Source organism: Stenotrophomonas sp. STEN240, from assembly GCF_056756175.1.
The window spans coordinates 87135-102380 of record NZ_JBRRBO010000010.1; the positions used below are offsets into that span (position 1 = coordinate 87135).

11 protein-coding genes are annotated in these 15246 nt (G+C 65.6%); 6 read left to right on the plus strand and 5 right to left on the minus strand.

The window, feature by feature from the left end; translation table 11 throughout:
• The first annotated feature begins 32 nt into the window (after window positions 1-32).
• The gene (locus tag ACVOKO_RS06775; RefSeq protein WP_346498177.1) at window positions 33-695 is read left to right on the plus strand and encodes a protein kinase family protein; all 663 of its coding nucleotides are present in this window, start codon (window positions 33-35) and stop codon (window positions 693-695) included.
• The gene (locus ACVOKO_RS06780) at window positions 692-1234 is read left to right on the plus strand and encodes a DUF2867 domain-containing protein (protein ID WP_346498178.1); all 543 of its coding nucleotides are present in this window, start codon (window positions 692-694) and stop codon (window positions 1232-1234) included. The genes ACVOKO_RS06775 and ACVOKO_RS06780 overlap by 4 nt, the downstream gene beginning before the upstream one ends.
• Before the next feature lie 61 nt (window positions 1235-1295).
• Here ACVOKO_RS06780 and ACVOKO_RS06785 read toward each other — a convergent pair whose 3' ends face one another.
• Window positions 1296-1973, minus strand: a complete 678-nt coding sequence (locus tag ACVOKO_RS06785; protein WP_346498179.1) for a hypothetical protein — start codon at window positions 1971-1973, stop codon at window positions 1296-1298.
• A gap of 142 nt (window positions 1974-2115) precedes the next feature.
• Between ACVOKO_RS06785 and ACVOKO_RS06790 the strand changes: the two genes are divergently transcribed.
• Window positions 2116-2931 (plus strand): SDR family oxidoreductase, encoded by an 816-nt coding sequence (locus tag ACVOKO_RS06790; protein WP_346498180.1) that lies wholly within the window; start codon window positions 2116-2118, stop codon window positions 2929-2931.
• A gap of 186 nt (window positions 2932-3117) precedes the next feature.
• On the opposite strand, the gene ACVOKO_RS06795 is transcribed toward ACVOKO_RS06790, so the two are convergent.
• Window positions 3118-3981, minus strand: a complete 864-nt coding sequence (locus ACVOKO_RS06795; RefSeq protein ID WP_346498181.1) for an ion transporter — start codon at window positions 3979-3981, stop codon at window positions 3118-3120.
• Between the two features lie 70 nt (window positions 3982-4051).
• On the opposite strand from ACVOKO_RS06795, the gene ACVOKO_RS06800 reads away from it, so the two are divergent.
• The gene (locus ACVOKO_RS06800; protein ID WP_346498211.1) at window positions 4052-5278 is read left to right on the plus strand and encodes an acetylornithine transaminase; all 1227 of its coding nucleotides are present in this window, start codon (window positions 4052-4054) and stop codon (window positions 5276-5278) included.
• A gap of 1036 nt (window positions 5279-6314) precedes the next feature.
• Complete coding sequence (locus ACVOKO_RS06805; protein WP_346498182.1) at window positions 6315-11585, plus strand: fibronectin type III domain-containing protein; 5271 nt, start codon at window positions 6315-6317, stop codon at window positions 11583-11585.
• Between the two features lie 76 nt (window positions 11586-11661).
• Here ACVOKO_RS06805 and ACVOKO_RS06810 read toward each other — a convergent pair whose 3' ends face one another.
• The gene (locus ACVOKO_RS06810; RefSeq protein WP_346498183.1) at window positions 11662-12255 is read right to left on the minus strand and encodes an HAD-IA family hydrolase; all 594 of its coding nucleotides are present in this window, start codon (window positions 12253-12255) and stop codon (window positions 11662-11664) included.
• A 198-nt stretch (window positions 12256-12453) separates the two neighbouring features.
• Between ACVOKO_RS06810 and azu the strand changes: the two genes are divergently transcribed.
• A complete protein-coding gene (gene azu / locus ACVOKO_RS06815; RefSeq protein WP_430980726.1) occupies window positions 12454-12846 on the plus strand; it encodes an azurin in 393 nt (130 codons plus the stop codon).
• A gap of 245 nt (window positions 12847-13091) precedes the next feature.
• On the opposite strand, the gene hemL is transcribed toward azu, so the two are convergent.
• Together hemL and thiE are read right to left on the minus strand one after the other, a co-directional pair.
• Window positions 13092-14384, minus strand: a complete 1293-nt coding sequence (gene hemL / locus ACVOKO_RS06820) for a glutamate-1-semialdehyde 2,1-aminomutase (protein ID WP_346498185.1) — start codon at window positions 14382-14384, stop codon at window positions 13092-13094.
• A gap of 172 nt (window positions 14385-14556) precedes the next feature.
• A complete protein-coding gene (thiE, locus tag ACVOKO_RS06825; RefSeq protein ID WP_346498186.1) occupies window positions 14557-15183 on the minus strand; it encodes a thiamine phosphate synthase in 627 nt (208 codons plus the stop codon).
• Window positions 15184-15246: the final 63 nt, after the last annotated feature.

The window sequence follows — 15246 nt, forward strand, 5'->3', positions numbered from 1 at the left end:
ATGAATGCCACCGCGGGCACTAGAATGTCGCAATGACTGAATCTTCACCGGCTACCCCCGTTGCCCTGAAAGCTGACAGCTTCGGGCAGATCCTGCTGATGCAGGGCCCGCACGGGCAATTCGTGCGTCGCGACCTGGGCGCGACCCCGCTGTGGCTGCGGCTGCCGGCCTGGTGGCTGGCGCGGCGCGAGGCGCGGGCGTTGGCCAAGCTCGATGGCATGGAGGCTACACCGCGTCTATTGGCCTGGGACGGGCATTGGCTGGACCGCAGTTATATGGAAGGGGCGGCCATGTACCAGCGTCCGCCGCACGGTGACCTGGCGTATTTCCGTGCCGCGCGCCGGCTGCTGCAACGCGTGCACCGGCATGGCATCGCCCATAACGACCTGGCCAAGGAAGCCAACTGGCTGGTACGCGAGGATGGCTCACCGGCCTTGATCGATTTCCAGCTGGCGGTGTGCGGCAATCCGCGCTCGCGCTGGATGCGGCTGCTGGCGCGCGAGGACCTGCGCCACCTGCTCAAGCACAAGCGCATGTATTGCCGGCAGGCGTTGACCCCGGTGGAGTTGCGCCTGCTCAAGCGGCATTCGTGGGTACGTGAGCTGTGGTTTGCCACCGGCAAACCGGTCTACCGTTTCGTCACCCGTCGCATCCTGCATTGGGAAGACAACGAGGGGCAGGGGCCCAAGCCTTGAGCAGTGATGTGCGGGCGCACGAGGTCGAGATCTCGCCGGGCGCGTTGCTGCATCCGCTTTTGCCGGGCAGTCATTTCGCGCATGCCGCGCGGATCAGTCTGGTTCGCGGGCCCGACAGCGCCGTGCAGGCCTATCTGGACATCGCCCGGCAGGTGCCTGCCTGGTTTGACGGTTTGATGCGCATGCGCAATGCGGGCATGCGGCGGCTGGGAATGAAGGACCTGGGCGCCATACGCAGCGTGCCGACACACGTGCCGCCCCAGCTCGCGAGCGGGGATCGGCTGGGAATATTCACGCTGCAGGCGTTGCGGGCCGATGGCGTAGTGCTGGGTGACAGCGACCGCCACCTGCGGGTGGATCTATCGCTGGAGCTGCAGCCGGCAGATGAGGGCTGCGAGCTGCAACTGAGCACCGTGGTGCATCTGCACCGACCCTTCGGCCGGTTATACATGTTGCCGGTGGCACCGTTGCACCGGCGCATCGTGCCGCGTCTGCTGGAAACTTACGCGCGGCGGTTGTCAGCGCCAGCACGCGGCTGAGGGCCCACTGCCGGTTCTGGCTGGCAGCGACCGAAAGCCCTGTCCAATGACCGGCTGCAACTCAGCGCAGCTCGAGCAACTGCTTGCCTGTGAAGCTGCGCTTGCTGTCGAAGTCGTAAGCAATGGTCACCTGGCCATCGTCGGCACAGGCATGGCAGCTGCGCAGCGGCGTGCTGTACAGCAGGCGCACGCCGCCTTCGGGCAGGGGCTTGGTGCCGCTGGCAACGGCCGGGGCGAACGGGCCGGAGTCCGGATGCTTGGCGCTGAACGCCTTGTAGGCAGTGGAGGCGCGCGCTGCATCGTCGAGCACATCTTCATCCACGTCGATGGCCTGGCCGTTGGCATCCACCAACCAGGTGCCCTGGTTGGTATTGGCGCGGAACGGGAACTCCAGCGTGGCAACGCCGATGCCGTCGACGTTCTGCCACGCCGTGACATAACCGGGCTTGCCCTGCGCGGACAAAGTGCTGGCAGCGGCCAGTGCAGCCGGTGTGGCGCCGCCATCGCGCATTGTCTGCAGCAGGCAGTTGTCAGCGGCGGTACTGCTGTTGCGACAGGCTTCCACCGAGCCCTGCCAGACCGCGTTGGGGCCGATGCGGGCCGCCGCCTCGCCCAGCCCGGTGGTCTGCGCGGTGACATCCTTGGCTGGCGGCGGTGTCTGCGCGGCTGGCTGCGGTTTCTGGCAGGCGGCCAGGGCCAGCACCAGCAGTAAGGGTGAAGCTTGAAGCAGCGTTTTCATCGGGAATCCCTGCGCGATATCGCACCAGTATCGACATCGCGCATGAACGCAAAATGTCGCTGATGAAACGCCTGGCGGGACTGTGCGGGAAGGCCGGTATCGGCATAATGCCGATTGCTTTCTTACCGGTTCTGGAGTGCGTATGAGCAGCTTGCAAGGCAAGACCCTTTTCATCACCGGCGCTTCACGCGGTATCGGCCTGGCCATTGCCCTGCGCGCGGCGCGCGACGGTGCCAATGTCGCCATCGCGGCCAAGTCGGCGGTCCCCAATCCGAAGTTGCCGGGCACCATCCACAGCGCTGCCGCAGCGGTCAATGCCGCCGGTGGGCAGGGCCTGGCATTGAAGTGCGACATCCGCGAAGAAGAACAGGTCAATGCAGCGGTGGCGGCCACCGTGGATACCTTCGGTGGCATCGACATCCTGGTCAACAATGCTTCGGCAATCTGGTTGCGCGGCACCCTGCAGACGCCGATGAAGCGTTTCGACCTGATGCAGCAGGTCAACGCACGCGGCAGTTTCCTGTGCGCACAGGCCTGCCTGCCGCACCTGCTGCAGGCGCCGAACCCGCATATCCTCACCTTGGCACCGCCGCCCAGCCTGGACCCGAAATGGTGGGCGCCGCATACGGGTTACACCCTGGCCAAGATGGGCATGAGTTTCGTCACCTTGGGCTTGGCTGCGGAGTTCGGCCCGCAGGGCGTGGCGGTGAATGCATTGTGGCCGCGCACGGTGATCGCCACTGACGCGATCAACATGATTCCCGGCGTGGATGTGAGCGGCTGCCGCAAGCCGGAGATCATGGCCGATGCCGCGCATGCGGTGTTGACCCGGACCGCGGCCGGTTTCAGTGGGCAGTTCCTGCTGGACGACGAGGTGCTGGCCGAAGCAGGCATCACCGATTTGTCAGGTTATGCGATGGACCCGTCGCGTCCATTGATGCCGGACCTGTTTCTCTGATTGCCTCGCCCCCTTGCGCTGAAGGCACAAGGGGGGAGCCCTGTAATGCCGAGCCATGCTCGGCACTACGCTCCCTCCCTTGCGCCGTAGGCGTAGGGGAGGGTTGGGGAGGGGTTGGTTTTCAGGCCAGTTCCAGCATCAGCAGCTTCGCGGCTTACGCCGCTCCTACAGCCTGCGCGGAGCGGCTCAGTGCTCGATGTGCTCCGGCAGTTCATGCCCGCAGCGGTTGCAGTACTGCGCTTTGAACTCATGGCCTTCATGCCCGCAGACCGTGCAGCCACGGTTGTCGTGGCGGCTTTCGCGCAGCATGTTGCCGGCCAGCTCGGCGGTGTAGATGCCGGTGGGCACGGCCAGGATGCTGTAGCCGATCAGGATCAGCGCCGAGGTGATGAAGCGGCCCAGCGTGGTATGCGGGACGATGTCGCCAAAGCCGACCGTGGCCATCGTCACCACCGCCCAGTACATGCTGGTCGGGATGTTGCTGAAGCCGTATTGCGGGCCTTCGATCACATACATCAAGGCGCCGGCGATGATGGCGATGGTCACCACCATCGACAGGAACAGCAGGATCTTGCGCCGGCTGCGCCACAGTGCCGCCATCAGCACGCCGCTTTCCTCGATGTAGCGGGTCAGCTTGAGGATGCGGAATACCCGCAGCAGGCGCAGCACACGCACCACCAGCAGGCTCTGCGTGCCGGGGATGAAGAAGGAAATATAGGAGGGCAGGATCGCCAGCAGGTCGATGATGCCCCAGATGCTGAACGCATAACGCAGGGGCCGCCGCACCACCAGCAGGCGCAGCACGTACTCGGCGGTGAACAGCAGGGTGAAGCCCCATTCGACGACATAGAAGCCGGTGGCCCAGGCCACGTGGATGCGTTGCACGCTGTCGAACATCACCACCAGCACGCTGATGAGGATGGCCCAGACCAGCAGCAGGTCGAAACGCCGCGAGGGCGGGGTATCGGTACGGTGGATGATGTCGAACCAGCGGCGGCGCCAACCGCTGTCGCTGGCCGGGTTCAGTTGGGGGGCAGAGAACAGTCGCATGTGCCCATTGTGCCGCAGCCCCGTGGAATGGAGGACAATGGCACATTCATACCCACTGATCTGGAACGCCATGACCGCTGTCGTCGAGCCGCTGTTGTCCCTGTCCAATTACTACCTGCCGGTCTATCGCCCGCGCCAGCTGGTGCTGGAGCGAGGCCAGGGCGCGCGACTGTGGGATACGCAGGGCCGTGAGTTCATCGACCTGGCCGCCGGCATCGCCGTGTGCAGCCTGGGTCACAACAACCCGGACCTGAAGGCCGCGTTGTTCGAACAGGCCAACAAGCTGTGGCACACCAGCAACATGTTCTACAGCGAGCCGCCGCTGCACCTGGCGCAGGAGCTGGTGGAGGCCTCGCGTTTCGCCAAGCGCGTGTTCCTGTGCAACTCCGGCGCCGAAGCCAACGAAGTGGCGATCAAGCTGGTGCGCAAGTGGGCCAGTGCGCAGGACCGTGGCCCGGACAAGCGTTTCATCGTGACCTTCCGCGGCAGTTTCCACGGCCGCACCCTGGCGACGGTGACCGCTACCGCACAGCCGAAGTACCAGGAAGGCTACGAGCCGCTGCCCGGTGGCTTCCGTTATGTCGATTTCAACGACGTGGCCCAGCTTGAAGAAGCGATGGCCGGCGGCGACGTGGCCGCAGTGATGTTCGAACCGGTGCAGGGCGAAGGCGGGGTGATGCCTGCCTCGGCCGAGTTCATGCGTCGCGCCCGTGAGCTGTGCGACCAGCACGACGCGCTGCTGGTGCTGGATGAAATCCAGGTCGGCATGGGCCGCACCGGCGAGCTGTTCGCGCATTGGCACTGGGGCGTGACCCCGGACATCGTCACCCTGGCCAAGGCACTGGGCGGCGGTTTCCCGATCGGCGCGATGCTGGCCGGCCCCAAGGTTGCCGACATCATGGGCGTGGGCGCGCACGGCAGCACCTTCGGTGGCAATCCGCTGGCGGCGGCGGTGGCCCGCGTGGCGCTGCGCAAGCTGGCTTCCGACGAGATCAAGGCCAACGTGGTTCGCCAGTCGGCTGCGCTGAAAGCGGGGCTGGAAGCCATCGGCGAAGAGTTCGGTGTATTCGAACAAGTGCGTGGCATGGGCCTGATGTTGGGCGCGGTGCTCAAGCCCGAGTACGTGGCTGATATCGGCGTGCTGTTGGATCTGGCCGCTGAAAAGCAGGTGCTTATCCTGCAGGCCGGCACCAGCGTGCTGCGCTTCGTGCCGGCGCTGAACATCAGCGATGAAGAACTCGCAGAAGGCATCAAGCGCGTGCGTGAAGCGATTGCGGCGTATATGGCGTCGCGCTGAGTCAGGCTTGCACAGCTCGCGCAGGCCGGGTGAGCGGCCTGCTGCAGCTTGGCTTCTCCGGCGGGGAGAGGGGTTGTCCAATGGGGGCGCTCAGTCTGGGCTGGGCGCTCCGTCGTCGGCATGTGTCGCTGGGGGAACAGCCGCTCTTACGTTTGCATTCTAGAATGCGGCCAGGCATCGCCGTCGGCTGATTGCTGTCCGTTTCAACTGTTCTGTGCTGCCCAGGCTGGCTGCTGTCGAGGTTTGATATGCCTGCGCCGGATGCCGTCGTCAGATCGGATGCGCAGTGCCCTAGCGGGCATGGGCGTGTGCTTTCAGCAGAGGGGCAGGGCTAGGGCGGGAAGCCACATCGGTGACTTTCCGTGTTGTCTTGTAAATATCAAACAGGGGCTGGTGTCTTGGGATGCAGCGGATCTGAACTTCGCTGCTTGCCCGTGGCTGGCGGGTACTTGTGTAGACGTCAGCGTATGAATTTCGCATTGCATTTTCTGCGGGTCGCGGCCTTCAGAGGCGGCTTTGCGCGCCGCTATTCCATGTATGAGCAGGCTTCCAGGAAGGCGTCGCTGATGGCACGCCGGCCGGAAATGAAACTGAACCGCCACATCAAGGCGCCAGTGCGCGCCACTCCATATTGCGTCACCCAGGGGACCACGTGTCGAAGCTAACTTTTTTCCCGTTCGGAAAGGCCTTCCGGCGCTTGTGCCGAGTACCCGTGGCCTTGCTCTTGTCCGCTTGCCTTGCATCCGGTGCACAGGCGGCGTCGATTCCCGCGCCGGTGACAATCGACTTCAACTCCTCAGGCTTCGCGGAGCTTAAGGATCATGGCTCAACCGAGTTCAACCAGGGCGATTTCAGGATCACTCATAGCGCCAGCAACTGGTTGCAGCTATCTGTTTCTGGCAAGGACGGGTCTCCCGCTTTGTATGCGCAGTGGTTAGGTCTCGACGCGACCGTCAGCGTCGAGACGGTGTCCGGAAACGAATTCAGCTTCACGGGGTTCTACGTCGAATTAATTGACTCCCTCGCGGGGGGGATCATGAATATCGTGGGCTACAAGGATGGTGTGCCGGTCGGTGCCCAGTCCACGGGGCCAGGGTTCGGGGCATTTGTCGGCAAGTACACCGTGAGCTTGGATCCGTCCGTCTTCGGCAATGTCGACAAGGTCGTCATTACGTCCGGTCCGGGCGGTTTTGACGTTATTTTCGACCAGTTCGTGTTCGCCACCGCTGCTGACACCACCGCGCCCACCGTCACCAACGTCACTTCCAGCACCGCCAACGGCAGCTACAAAATCGGCGATGTTGTTTCCGTCCAGGTCAATTTCAGCGACGCGGTGACGGTCACCGGAACGCCGCAGCTGATTCTGGAAACCGGTGCGATCGACCGGGTGATCAACTACGCCAGCGGCAGTGGCACCAGCACGCTGACCTTCAGCTACACCGTGCAGGCCGGTGACAGCACCCCCGACCTGGATTACGTGGCCAGCAACTCGCTGTCCTTGAACGGCGGCAGCATCAAGGACGCGGCAGTTAACAATGCGGTGCTCATCCTGCCTTCGCCCGCCACGGCCGGTTCGCTGGGCGCGAACAAGAACCTTGTCATCGACGGCGTGGCACCCAGTGTCACCGGCATCACGATCAGCGGTTCGCCCGCCAGCACCGACAGCTCGATAGCCTTCACTGTGGCCTTCAGCGAGCCGGTGAGCGGCGTCTCCATGGACGACTTCACCCTGACGGCTACCGGGACCGCATCCGGCAGCATCGCCGTCGTGTCGGCCTCGAGCGGCACGATGTACGACGTCACCGTCGCCTCGATCAGTGGCAACGGCACGCTCAAGCTTGACCTCAAAGCTTCCACCAACATTGCCGACCCGGTCGGCAACACCGGCGTGGCCGCGTTCACCTCCGGCGCCGCCCATACCGTTGCCTTTGCTACCGCGCCGGGCGCGCCGACCATCGGCACGGCGACGGCTGGCGACGGCCAGGCCACGGTGACCTTCACCGCGCCGGGCAGCAACGGCGGCTCGGCCATCACCACCTACACCGCTACCGCCAGCCCCGGTGGCGCGTTTGGCACCTGCGCCGGGCCGGCGGCGTGCACCGCCACCATTACCGGTCTCAGCAACGGCACCGGCTATACGTTCACCGTGACGGCCACCAATGCCACCGGCACCAGCGTGGCTTCGGCCGCGTCGAACGCGGCCACGCCCAAGGGCAACCAGACCATCACCTTTGCGCAACCCACCAGCTACAACTTCGGCGCCACGCCGACCCTGAGTGCTTCGGCCAGCTCCGGGCTCGCGGTTGTCTTCAGCTCGTCCACGACCGGCGTGTGCACGACCACCTCCGGCGGCGCGCTGACTTTCGTCACCGCTGGCACCTGCACCATCGACGCCGACCAGGCCGGCAACAGTTTCACCAATGCCGCCACCACGGTCACCCACAGCTTCACCGTCAGCGCCATCGCCCCCGATGCGCCGACCATCGGCACCGCAACGGCCGGGGACACCCAGGCCACGGTGACCTTCAGCGCGCCGGCCTCCACCGGGGGGGCGGCCATCAGCCCCAACGGCTACACCGTCACTGCCAATCCGGGCGGCGCTACCGGCACCGGCTCCAGTTCGCCAATCACCGTTACCGGCCTGACCAACGGGGTCAGCTATACCTTCACCGTCGCCGCGACCAACAGCGCCGGCAACGGTGCTTCGTCAAGCGCGTCCAACAGTGTCATCCCGGCAGCGGCCCAGAAGATCACCTTCAGCAACCCCGGTGCGCAGAACTTCGGCACCACGCCTGTGCTGAGCGCGACCTCCGATTCGGGGCTGACCCCATCGTTCTCCTCGGCCAGCACCGGCGTGTGCACGATTACCGGCGGCGGCGCGCTGACCTTCATCAGCGCCGGCAGCTGCACCATCAATGCCAACCAGATCGGCAACGGCAGCTATCTGGCGGCGCCCCAGGTCAGCCAGTCGTTCCCCGTCAACGCGATCGTTCCCGGCGCGCCGACCATCGGTACGGCCACCCCGGGCGGCACCCAGGTCAGCGTAGCCTTTGCCGCACCGGCCAATAGCGGCGGCACCCTCATCACCGGCTACACGGTGACCGTCAGCCCGGCGGACGTGGCGCCGGTAAACGGTGCGGCCTCGCCGATCGTGGTCACCGGCCTGACCAACGGGCAGGCCTACACGTTCACCGTCACCGCGACCAACAGCGCCGGCACCGGGCCTTCGTCAAACGCGTCCAACAGTGTCATCCCGGCAGCGACCCAGACGATCACCTTCAACAACCCCGGTGCGCAGAACTTCGGCACCACGCCGACGCTGAGCGCGAGCTCCGATTCGGGGCTGACCCCGACGTTCACCTCGTCCACAACCGGGGTGTGCACGATCACCAGCGGCGGTGCGCTGACCTTTGTCACCGCCGGCACCTGCACCATCAACGCCGACCAGGCCGGTAGTGGCAGTCATCTTGCAGCGAGCCAGGTCAGCCAGTCCTTCACCGTCAACGCGGTGTTACCTGGCGCACCGATAGTCGGCACGGTCACGGTGACCGGCGTAGGGCAGGTGGCAGTGGCGTTCACCGCGCCGGCCAGCGACGGCGGCGCGGCAATCACCGATTACACGGTCACTTCCAATCCGGACGGGGTGACCGGCAGCGGTACGAGCTCGCCGATCACCATCAGCGGCCTGGGTACGGGCAAGAGCTACACCTTCAGCGTGACCGCGACCAACAGCACGGGCACCGGCGCGTCGTCGGCGGCCTCCAACACCGTCACCACGATGGCACCCCAGCTCATCGCTTTCGCCAACCCGGGTGCACAGGTTTTCGGCACCACGCCGACGCTGGTGGCCTCGGTGGATTCGGGGCTGCTGCTGCGCTTTGTCGCCTCGACGCCGGCAGTATGCGCGGTCACCGCTGATGGCCTGTTGAGCTTCAGCAGTGCCGGCAGCTGCACGGTAACGGCCCATCAGGACGGCGATGCCAGCCACCAGGCGGCATCAGTGACGCAGACGTTCAACGTGACCGCAGTGGTGCCGGCGACCCCGGTACCGGGGGCAGTGACCGTGGTTGGTTCGGGCGCAGTGGAAGTTGCCTTCACGCCCTCGGCCGCCACCGGCGAAACCATCACCTACGTGGTGACCGCACAGCCGGGCGGCATCACCGCCAGCGGCACGAGCTCGCCGATCAAGGTGACCGGTCTGACCGATGGGGTGAGCTATACCTTCACCGTCAGCGCCACCGGCCAGGCCGGCGACAGCACGACGTCGGCGCCGTCGGCTCCGGTGGTGCCGCAGGTGTTGCAGGAAGTGACCTTCGACGCGGTGGGCACACAGCCTTTCGACAAGCTGCCGGTGTTGTCCGCCCGCACCGACTCCGGCTTGCCGTTGACGTTCAGTTCGCAGACGCCGGCGGTGTGCACGGTCACGGCCGAGGGTCAGCTGGCCTTTGTGCTGGCAGGTGACTGCACCTTGGTTGTTGAGCAGGCCGGCGATGCCAGCCATCGCCCGGCCTCGGCTTCGCGCACGTTCCGGATTGAAGCGGTGCCGCCAGGCATGCCCGCCATCCAGACGCTGACGCCGCAGGGATCGGGGCGGGTCAGTGTGGCGTTCGCGCCGCCGACGTTCAGCGGTGGCGCGATCATCGACGGCTACCGCGTCACTGCCACGCCGCAGGGCACGGCGGCACCGGCCATCCGCGCGATGAGCCTGCGTGCGGCCGGCACACCGGGCGTGGTCACGACCACCGGCAGCGGCTCGCCGATCCTGGTGCAGGGGCTGGCCGACGGCGTGAGCTATGTGTTCACCGTGGCGGCCTACAACACGGCCGGCGAAGGTGAGTCGGACAGCGCGCAGGAACTGCTGGCCGCACCGGCCCTGAGCTGGATCGGCGACCTGCAGAAGGTATACGGCGAGGCCGATTTCGAGCTGCCCCTGCCGCAGAGCAACAGCTCTGGTGCGTTCACCTTCACCAGCAGCAACCCGGCGGTGGCTACGGTCAACGGCCGCACCGTCAGCCTGGTCGGCGAAGGCAGCGCCACGCTGACCGCCACCCAGGCGGCTACCCCCAACTTCCTCACCGGCGCGGTGATGCTGACGCTGGTGGTCAGCCCACGTCCCGACCCGACGCTGGATGCGCAGGTCAGCGGCGGTATCCAGGCGCAGGTTGATGCCAGCGTGCGCTTTGCGCAGGTGCAGGGCGACAACATCCGTGACCGTCTGCGCCAGGTGCGCAGTGGCCACAACGCCAGCAACGTCAACTTCGCGCTGGCCTATGCCGGCAGCCGGGGCGTCCCAGGGTTGTCGGTGCCGGTTGGCCGTGTGGCCGAGACGGCGCTGCCGGCCCTGCCCGAGGGTTGGGGATTGTGGCTGGCTGGTACGGCGACCTTCGGCAAGGCCGGTCGCAATGGCCGCAGCGGCGGTGGTTTCGACTTCAACACCGGCGGTATCACGCTCGGCGCCGACCGCGCGGTGGGTGAAGACCTGTTGCTTGGCATGGCCGGCAGTTGGGGCAAGCAGGGCACCGACTTCGATGGCACCCCGTCCAAGGTTGATGCAGACCAGCGTTCGCTGGCCGCCTACGGCCTGTGGCGGCTGGGCGAGCACCTGTTTGTGGATGGCCTGCTGGCCAACGGCCAGCTGGACTTCGATCTGACCCGCTGGAGCGAACCGGCCAACGCCAGCGCGCAGGCATCGCGCAACGGCGACCAGTGGTTCGGTTCGCTGACGCTCGGCTATGAACACCGCAACGCCGCGGGCATGACCCTGACCGGTTATGGGCGCTATGACGGCCACCGCGCCACGCTCGATGGCTATCGGGAGCAGGGGTTGGGCATCTATGACCTGGCCTATGGCCGGCAGAAGGTGGACAACAGCGCGCTGGCAGTGGGCCTGGAAGGCAGCCTGGCGTTCAAGCGCGAGCGTTTGAACTGGCGCCCGCACTGGCGCATCGAATACCGCAGCGCACTGGAAAACCGCAGTGATGTCGCCATGAACTACCTGCAGCGCCCGCAGAGCACGGACTACGTGCTGGCGATGCGCAGCTACAACGACGACATGCTGGCGCTGGGGGCAGGTATGGACCTGCAACTGGACAGCGGCTGGATGTTCTCGTTGCTGCTGGGCCACGAGCAGGGTCGCAATGCGATGCGCAGCAACAGCATCGGCTTGCAGGTGCGCTTTGGGCAGCAGGGTGCAGATGTGCCGATGTACAGCGATGAAGGGGGCGTGCAACAGGCCGGCGGTTCTTCGCGTCCCTGTCGCGTTTCTTCCATGCGCTGTAGCGCCCCATCGGGTGCTCAGCCCAGGTGATCAACAACAACGCCGGCGAAAGCCGGCGTTGTTGTTTCATCGCAGCCAACAGCGCAGCGCTGACGGACCGGCTTGCTCAGCGCAGCTGGTAGCGCTTGAGCAGCTTGCGCAGCGATTGAGTGTGGTGGGCGGTATCGGCCAGCAGGCCTGCGGCGCGTGCACCTTGCACATTGCGGAACAGATGATCGACAAACAGTGTGCGCGCCGGTTCGCAGTGCAGGGTCGCGCAGGCGGCGCGATAGACGCCCGGATCGGGTTTGCGCACGCCCAGCGTCGCGCTGCACAGCACCTGGATGCCGGGTAGCAGCTGTTCGATCACCGGTTGGGTGAGCAGGCCATTGTTGGTGAGGATGGCCACCTGCACACCCGGTCGCAGGTGGTGGAGCAGGCTCACGCTGTCGCGCCGCACGACGGTAGCGGCACGGCGTGCACGGTGCCAGTCCTGCGCCTGCAAGCGGCTGCCCAAGCGCAGGTTCAGTGCGGCCAGCAACTGCGGGCCACCCAGTTCGCCACGCGCATGCGCCAGTTCCAATCCTTCCTCGCGTAGTGCCGCATCGACATCTGCGCAGGTGCAGTGCGCGACCTCGGCCAGCTCGCTCAGATGGGTGCGATGGTCGTAATCGGCCAGCAGGCCGTCGAAATCCAGCAGTAAGGCGTGCGGTTGTTGCATGGGTGGCAAGGCAGACGTGGGGCTGCAGTATCGCTGGCGCTGCGCCTCAGTGCAGCCTGCGACATCGCGTCACAGGTGAAATCTGCTGGGCTTGCCTAGAATTCAGACACTGTAGTTGTCACTTGCACGGAGTTCACCTTGAAGCGTTCCAGTCTGCTGTTGTTGGCCCTTGCCGGCCTGTTGCCTGCCGCACCGGCGATGGCGCGCACCTGCGCGGTCACCATTGAAAGCAACGACCGGATGCAGTTCTCGCTGCCGCAGATCCGGGTTGCCGCTGATTGCACGCAGGTGGACTTGACCTTGAAGCACACCGGCAGGATGCCGGCCACCGCGATGGGGCATAACTGGGTGCTGACGCGCACGCCGGATTTCCAACCAGTGGCCACGGTGGGCATGCGTTCGACGCTGGCTGAAAGCTATCTGCCGAAGAACGATGCACGGGTGATCGCGTTCACTCCGGTGATCGGTGGTGGCCAGACCACGCAGGTGCGCTTTGCAACCAGCAAGCTGACGCGTGGTGGCGACTACACCTTCTTCTGCTCGTTCCCGGGCCATTGGGGAATGATGAAGGGCAAGCTGGTTTTTGGGTGATTGATGCGTTTCGAGGTTCCCGGGTGCGCTGCGCTTACCCGGGGTGCATTGGCGGTTCGTAGGCGGGTGTTTGTAGGAGCGGCGTAAGCCGCGAAGCACGCGACATCATCAGATTGCACGCGGGCCAAGGGGCGCAGCAACCTCAGCTTCGCGGCTTACGCCGCTCCTACAAACGATTGCACCATCCGCTCCTCGTTTCGGGTAACGCTGCTTCGCGAGGGCGAACAGCGTTATCCGCTGCAGGATCAACCTGCAGCAACCACCTTGAACGCCTCGCGCGCTGCTGCCAGCGTGGCTTCAATCACGGCATCGTCGTGCGCGCTGGACAGGAAGCCGGCCTCGTAGGCCGATGGTGCCAGGAACACACCGCGTTCCAGCATGGCGTGGAAGAACACGTTGAAGGCCTTGATGTCGCAGGCGGTAGCCTGGGCGTAGGTCTCCACTTTCTCGTTGGTGAAGAACAGGCCGAACATGCCGCCGACGCGGTTGGTGGTCACGGCAACGCCGGCCTCGCGTGCGGCCGCTTCCAGGCCATCGCACAACGTGTTGGTAGCTGCGGTCAAGCGCTCATGGAAGCCCGGTGCCTGCACCAGCTGCAGCATTGCCAGACCGGCGGCCATTGCCACCGGGTTGCCGCTCAGCGTGCCGGCCTGGTAGATCGGGCCGGCCGGGGCGATCTGCGACATCAGTTCGCGGCGACCGCCATAGGCGCCCACCGGCATGCCGCCGCCGATGATCTTGCCGAAGGTGCTCAGGTCCGGGGTGATGCCGTAATAGGCCTGCGCGCCACCCAGCGCGACGCGGAAACCGGTCATCACTTCGTCGAAGATCAGCAGTGCGCCGTACTGCGTGCACAGCGCGCGCAGGTGCTGCAGATAGCCTTCGCGGGGCGGGATGCAGTTGGCGTTGCCGACCACCGGTTCGATGATCAGGCCGGCGATTTCCTTGCCCTGTTGCTCGAACAGCGCAGTGGCGGCGTCGAAGTCGTTGTAGGGCAGGGTGAGAGTGAGTTCGCTCAGGCCGGCCGGCACGCCGGGTGAGGTGGGCACGCCCAGGGTCAGCATGCCGCTGCCGGCCTTGACCAGGAACGAGTCGCCGTGGCCGTGGTAGCAGCCTTCGAACTTGATGATCTTGTTGCGGCCGGTGGCGCCGCGTGCCAGGCGGATCGCCGACAGCGTGGCCTCGGTGCCGGAGTTGACCATGCGCACCATCTCGCAGGACGGCACCAGCTGGGTGATGGTTTCAGCCATGGTGACTTCAGCCGCACACGGCGCGCCGAACGACAGGCCATTGCCGATCGCATTCTGCACCGCCTCGCGTACCGTCGGGTGGTTGTGGCCAACGATCATCGGGCCCCAGGAGCCGACGTAGTCGATATAGGCGTTGCCATCCACGTCATGCAGGTAAGCACCGTCGGCGCGCTGCACGAAGAACGGTTCACCGCCGACCGACTTGAACGCGCGCACCGGCGAATTGACGCCACCGGGCAGCAGCGTCTGGGCGCGCTCGAACAGGGCGTGGGATTGGGCGTGGTTCATTGTGAGTCCTTTGAAAGAGCGCTGGATCGAGTTGCTGAGCGGAGCAGGGCGTTAGCCCTTCTCCCGCGTGCGGGAGAGGGGTTGGGGTGAGGGGAAGCTTCTAGCAAGCGAACGCCGAAACCTACCCTCATCCGACCCTTCGGGCCACCTTCTCCCAAAGGGAGAAGGAACATCATTGGTGCTGGAAACAACGCCGATAAGCCTCCAACGCAGCTACCGGGTCCGGCTCGCTGAACACGCCACTGATCACCGCGATCAGGTCCGCACCAGCTTCCACCACAGGCCGACTATTGTCCGGGGTCAAACCGCCAATCGCCACCCGTGGCACGCCCAGTGCGGCGCTTTGTCGCAGCAGCTCCGGGTTGGCGCGGCGCGGCGTGACCTTGCTGCGACTGGGGAAGAACGCGCCGAACGCCACGTAGCTGGCACCGGCAGCGACCGCGCGCTGGGCCAAGGCCAGTTCGTCATAGCAGGAGGCGCCAATGATGGCCTGCGGGCCGAGCAGGGCGCGGGCTGCGGCGATGTCGCCGTCGTCCTCGCCCAGATGCACGCCGGCAGCACCGACCTGCTGGGCCAGGGCAGCATCGTCGTTGATGATCAGCGGCACGCCAGCGGCGGCGCACAGCGCCTGCAGGGCGGTGGCCTGGGCCAGGCGGGTGGGGGCATCGACGGCCTTGTTGCGGTATTGCAGCCAGGTGGTGCCAGCCAGCAGCGGGCGCACCCGTTCGAGCAGGCGCGCGCTGTCGGTTTCGTCGGGGGTAATCAGGTAGACGCCTCGGGCGTCGGCAAGCTGGGTCATGGATGGCTACCGGTACGGCGGCGGGAGTGTGACAATCAACGCCGTTTCTCTGTCCGGTGATTA

Excerpts from the sequence above, each read along its gene's own strand:
- ACVOKO_RS06795 (WP_346498181.1), bottom strand. The coding sequence starts at position 3,981 with ATGCGACTGTTCTCTGCCCCCCAACTGAACCCGGCCAGCGACAGCGGT.
- azu (WP_430980726.1), top strand. The coding sequence starts at position 12,454 with ATGGCGCGCACCTGCGCGGTCACCATTGAAAGCAACGACCGGATGCAG.
- ACVOKO_RS06775 (WP_346498177.1), top strand. The coding sequence starts at position 33 with ATGACTGAATCTTCACCGGCTACCCCCGTTGCCCTGAAAGCTGACAGC.
- thiE (WP_346498186.1), bottom strand. The coding sequence starts at position 15,183 with ATGACCCAGCTTGCCGACGCCCGAGGCGTCTACCTGATTACCCCCGAC.
- hemL (WP_346498185.1), bottom strand. The coding sequence starts at position 14,384 with ATGAACCACGCCCAATCCCACGCCCTGTTCGAGCGCGCCCAGACGCTG.
- ACVOKO_RS06785 (WP_346498179.1), bottom strand. The coding sequence starts at position 1,973 with ATGAAAACGCTGCTTCAAGCTTCACCCTTACTGCTGGTGCTGGCCCTG.
- ACVOKO_RS06810 (WP_346498183.1), bottom strand. The coding sequence starts at position 12,255 with ATGCAACAACCGCACGCCTTACTGCTGGATTTCGACGGCCTGCTGGCC.
- ACVOKO_RS06805 (WP_346498182.1), top strand. The coding sequence starts at position 6,315 with ATGAATATCGTGGGCTACAAGGATGGTGTGCCGGTCGGTGCCCAGTCC.
- ACVOKO_RS06790 (WP_346498180.1), top strand. The coding sequence starts at position 2,116 with ATGAGCAGCTTGCAAGGCAAGACCCTTTTCATCACCGGCGCTTCACGC.
- ACVOKO_RS06800 (WP_346498211.1), top strand. The coding sequence starts at position 4,052 with ATGACCGCTGTCGTCGAGCCGCTGTTGTCCCTGTCCAATTACTACCTG.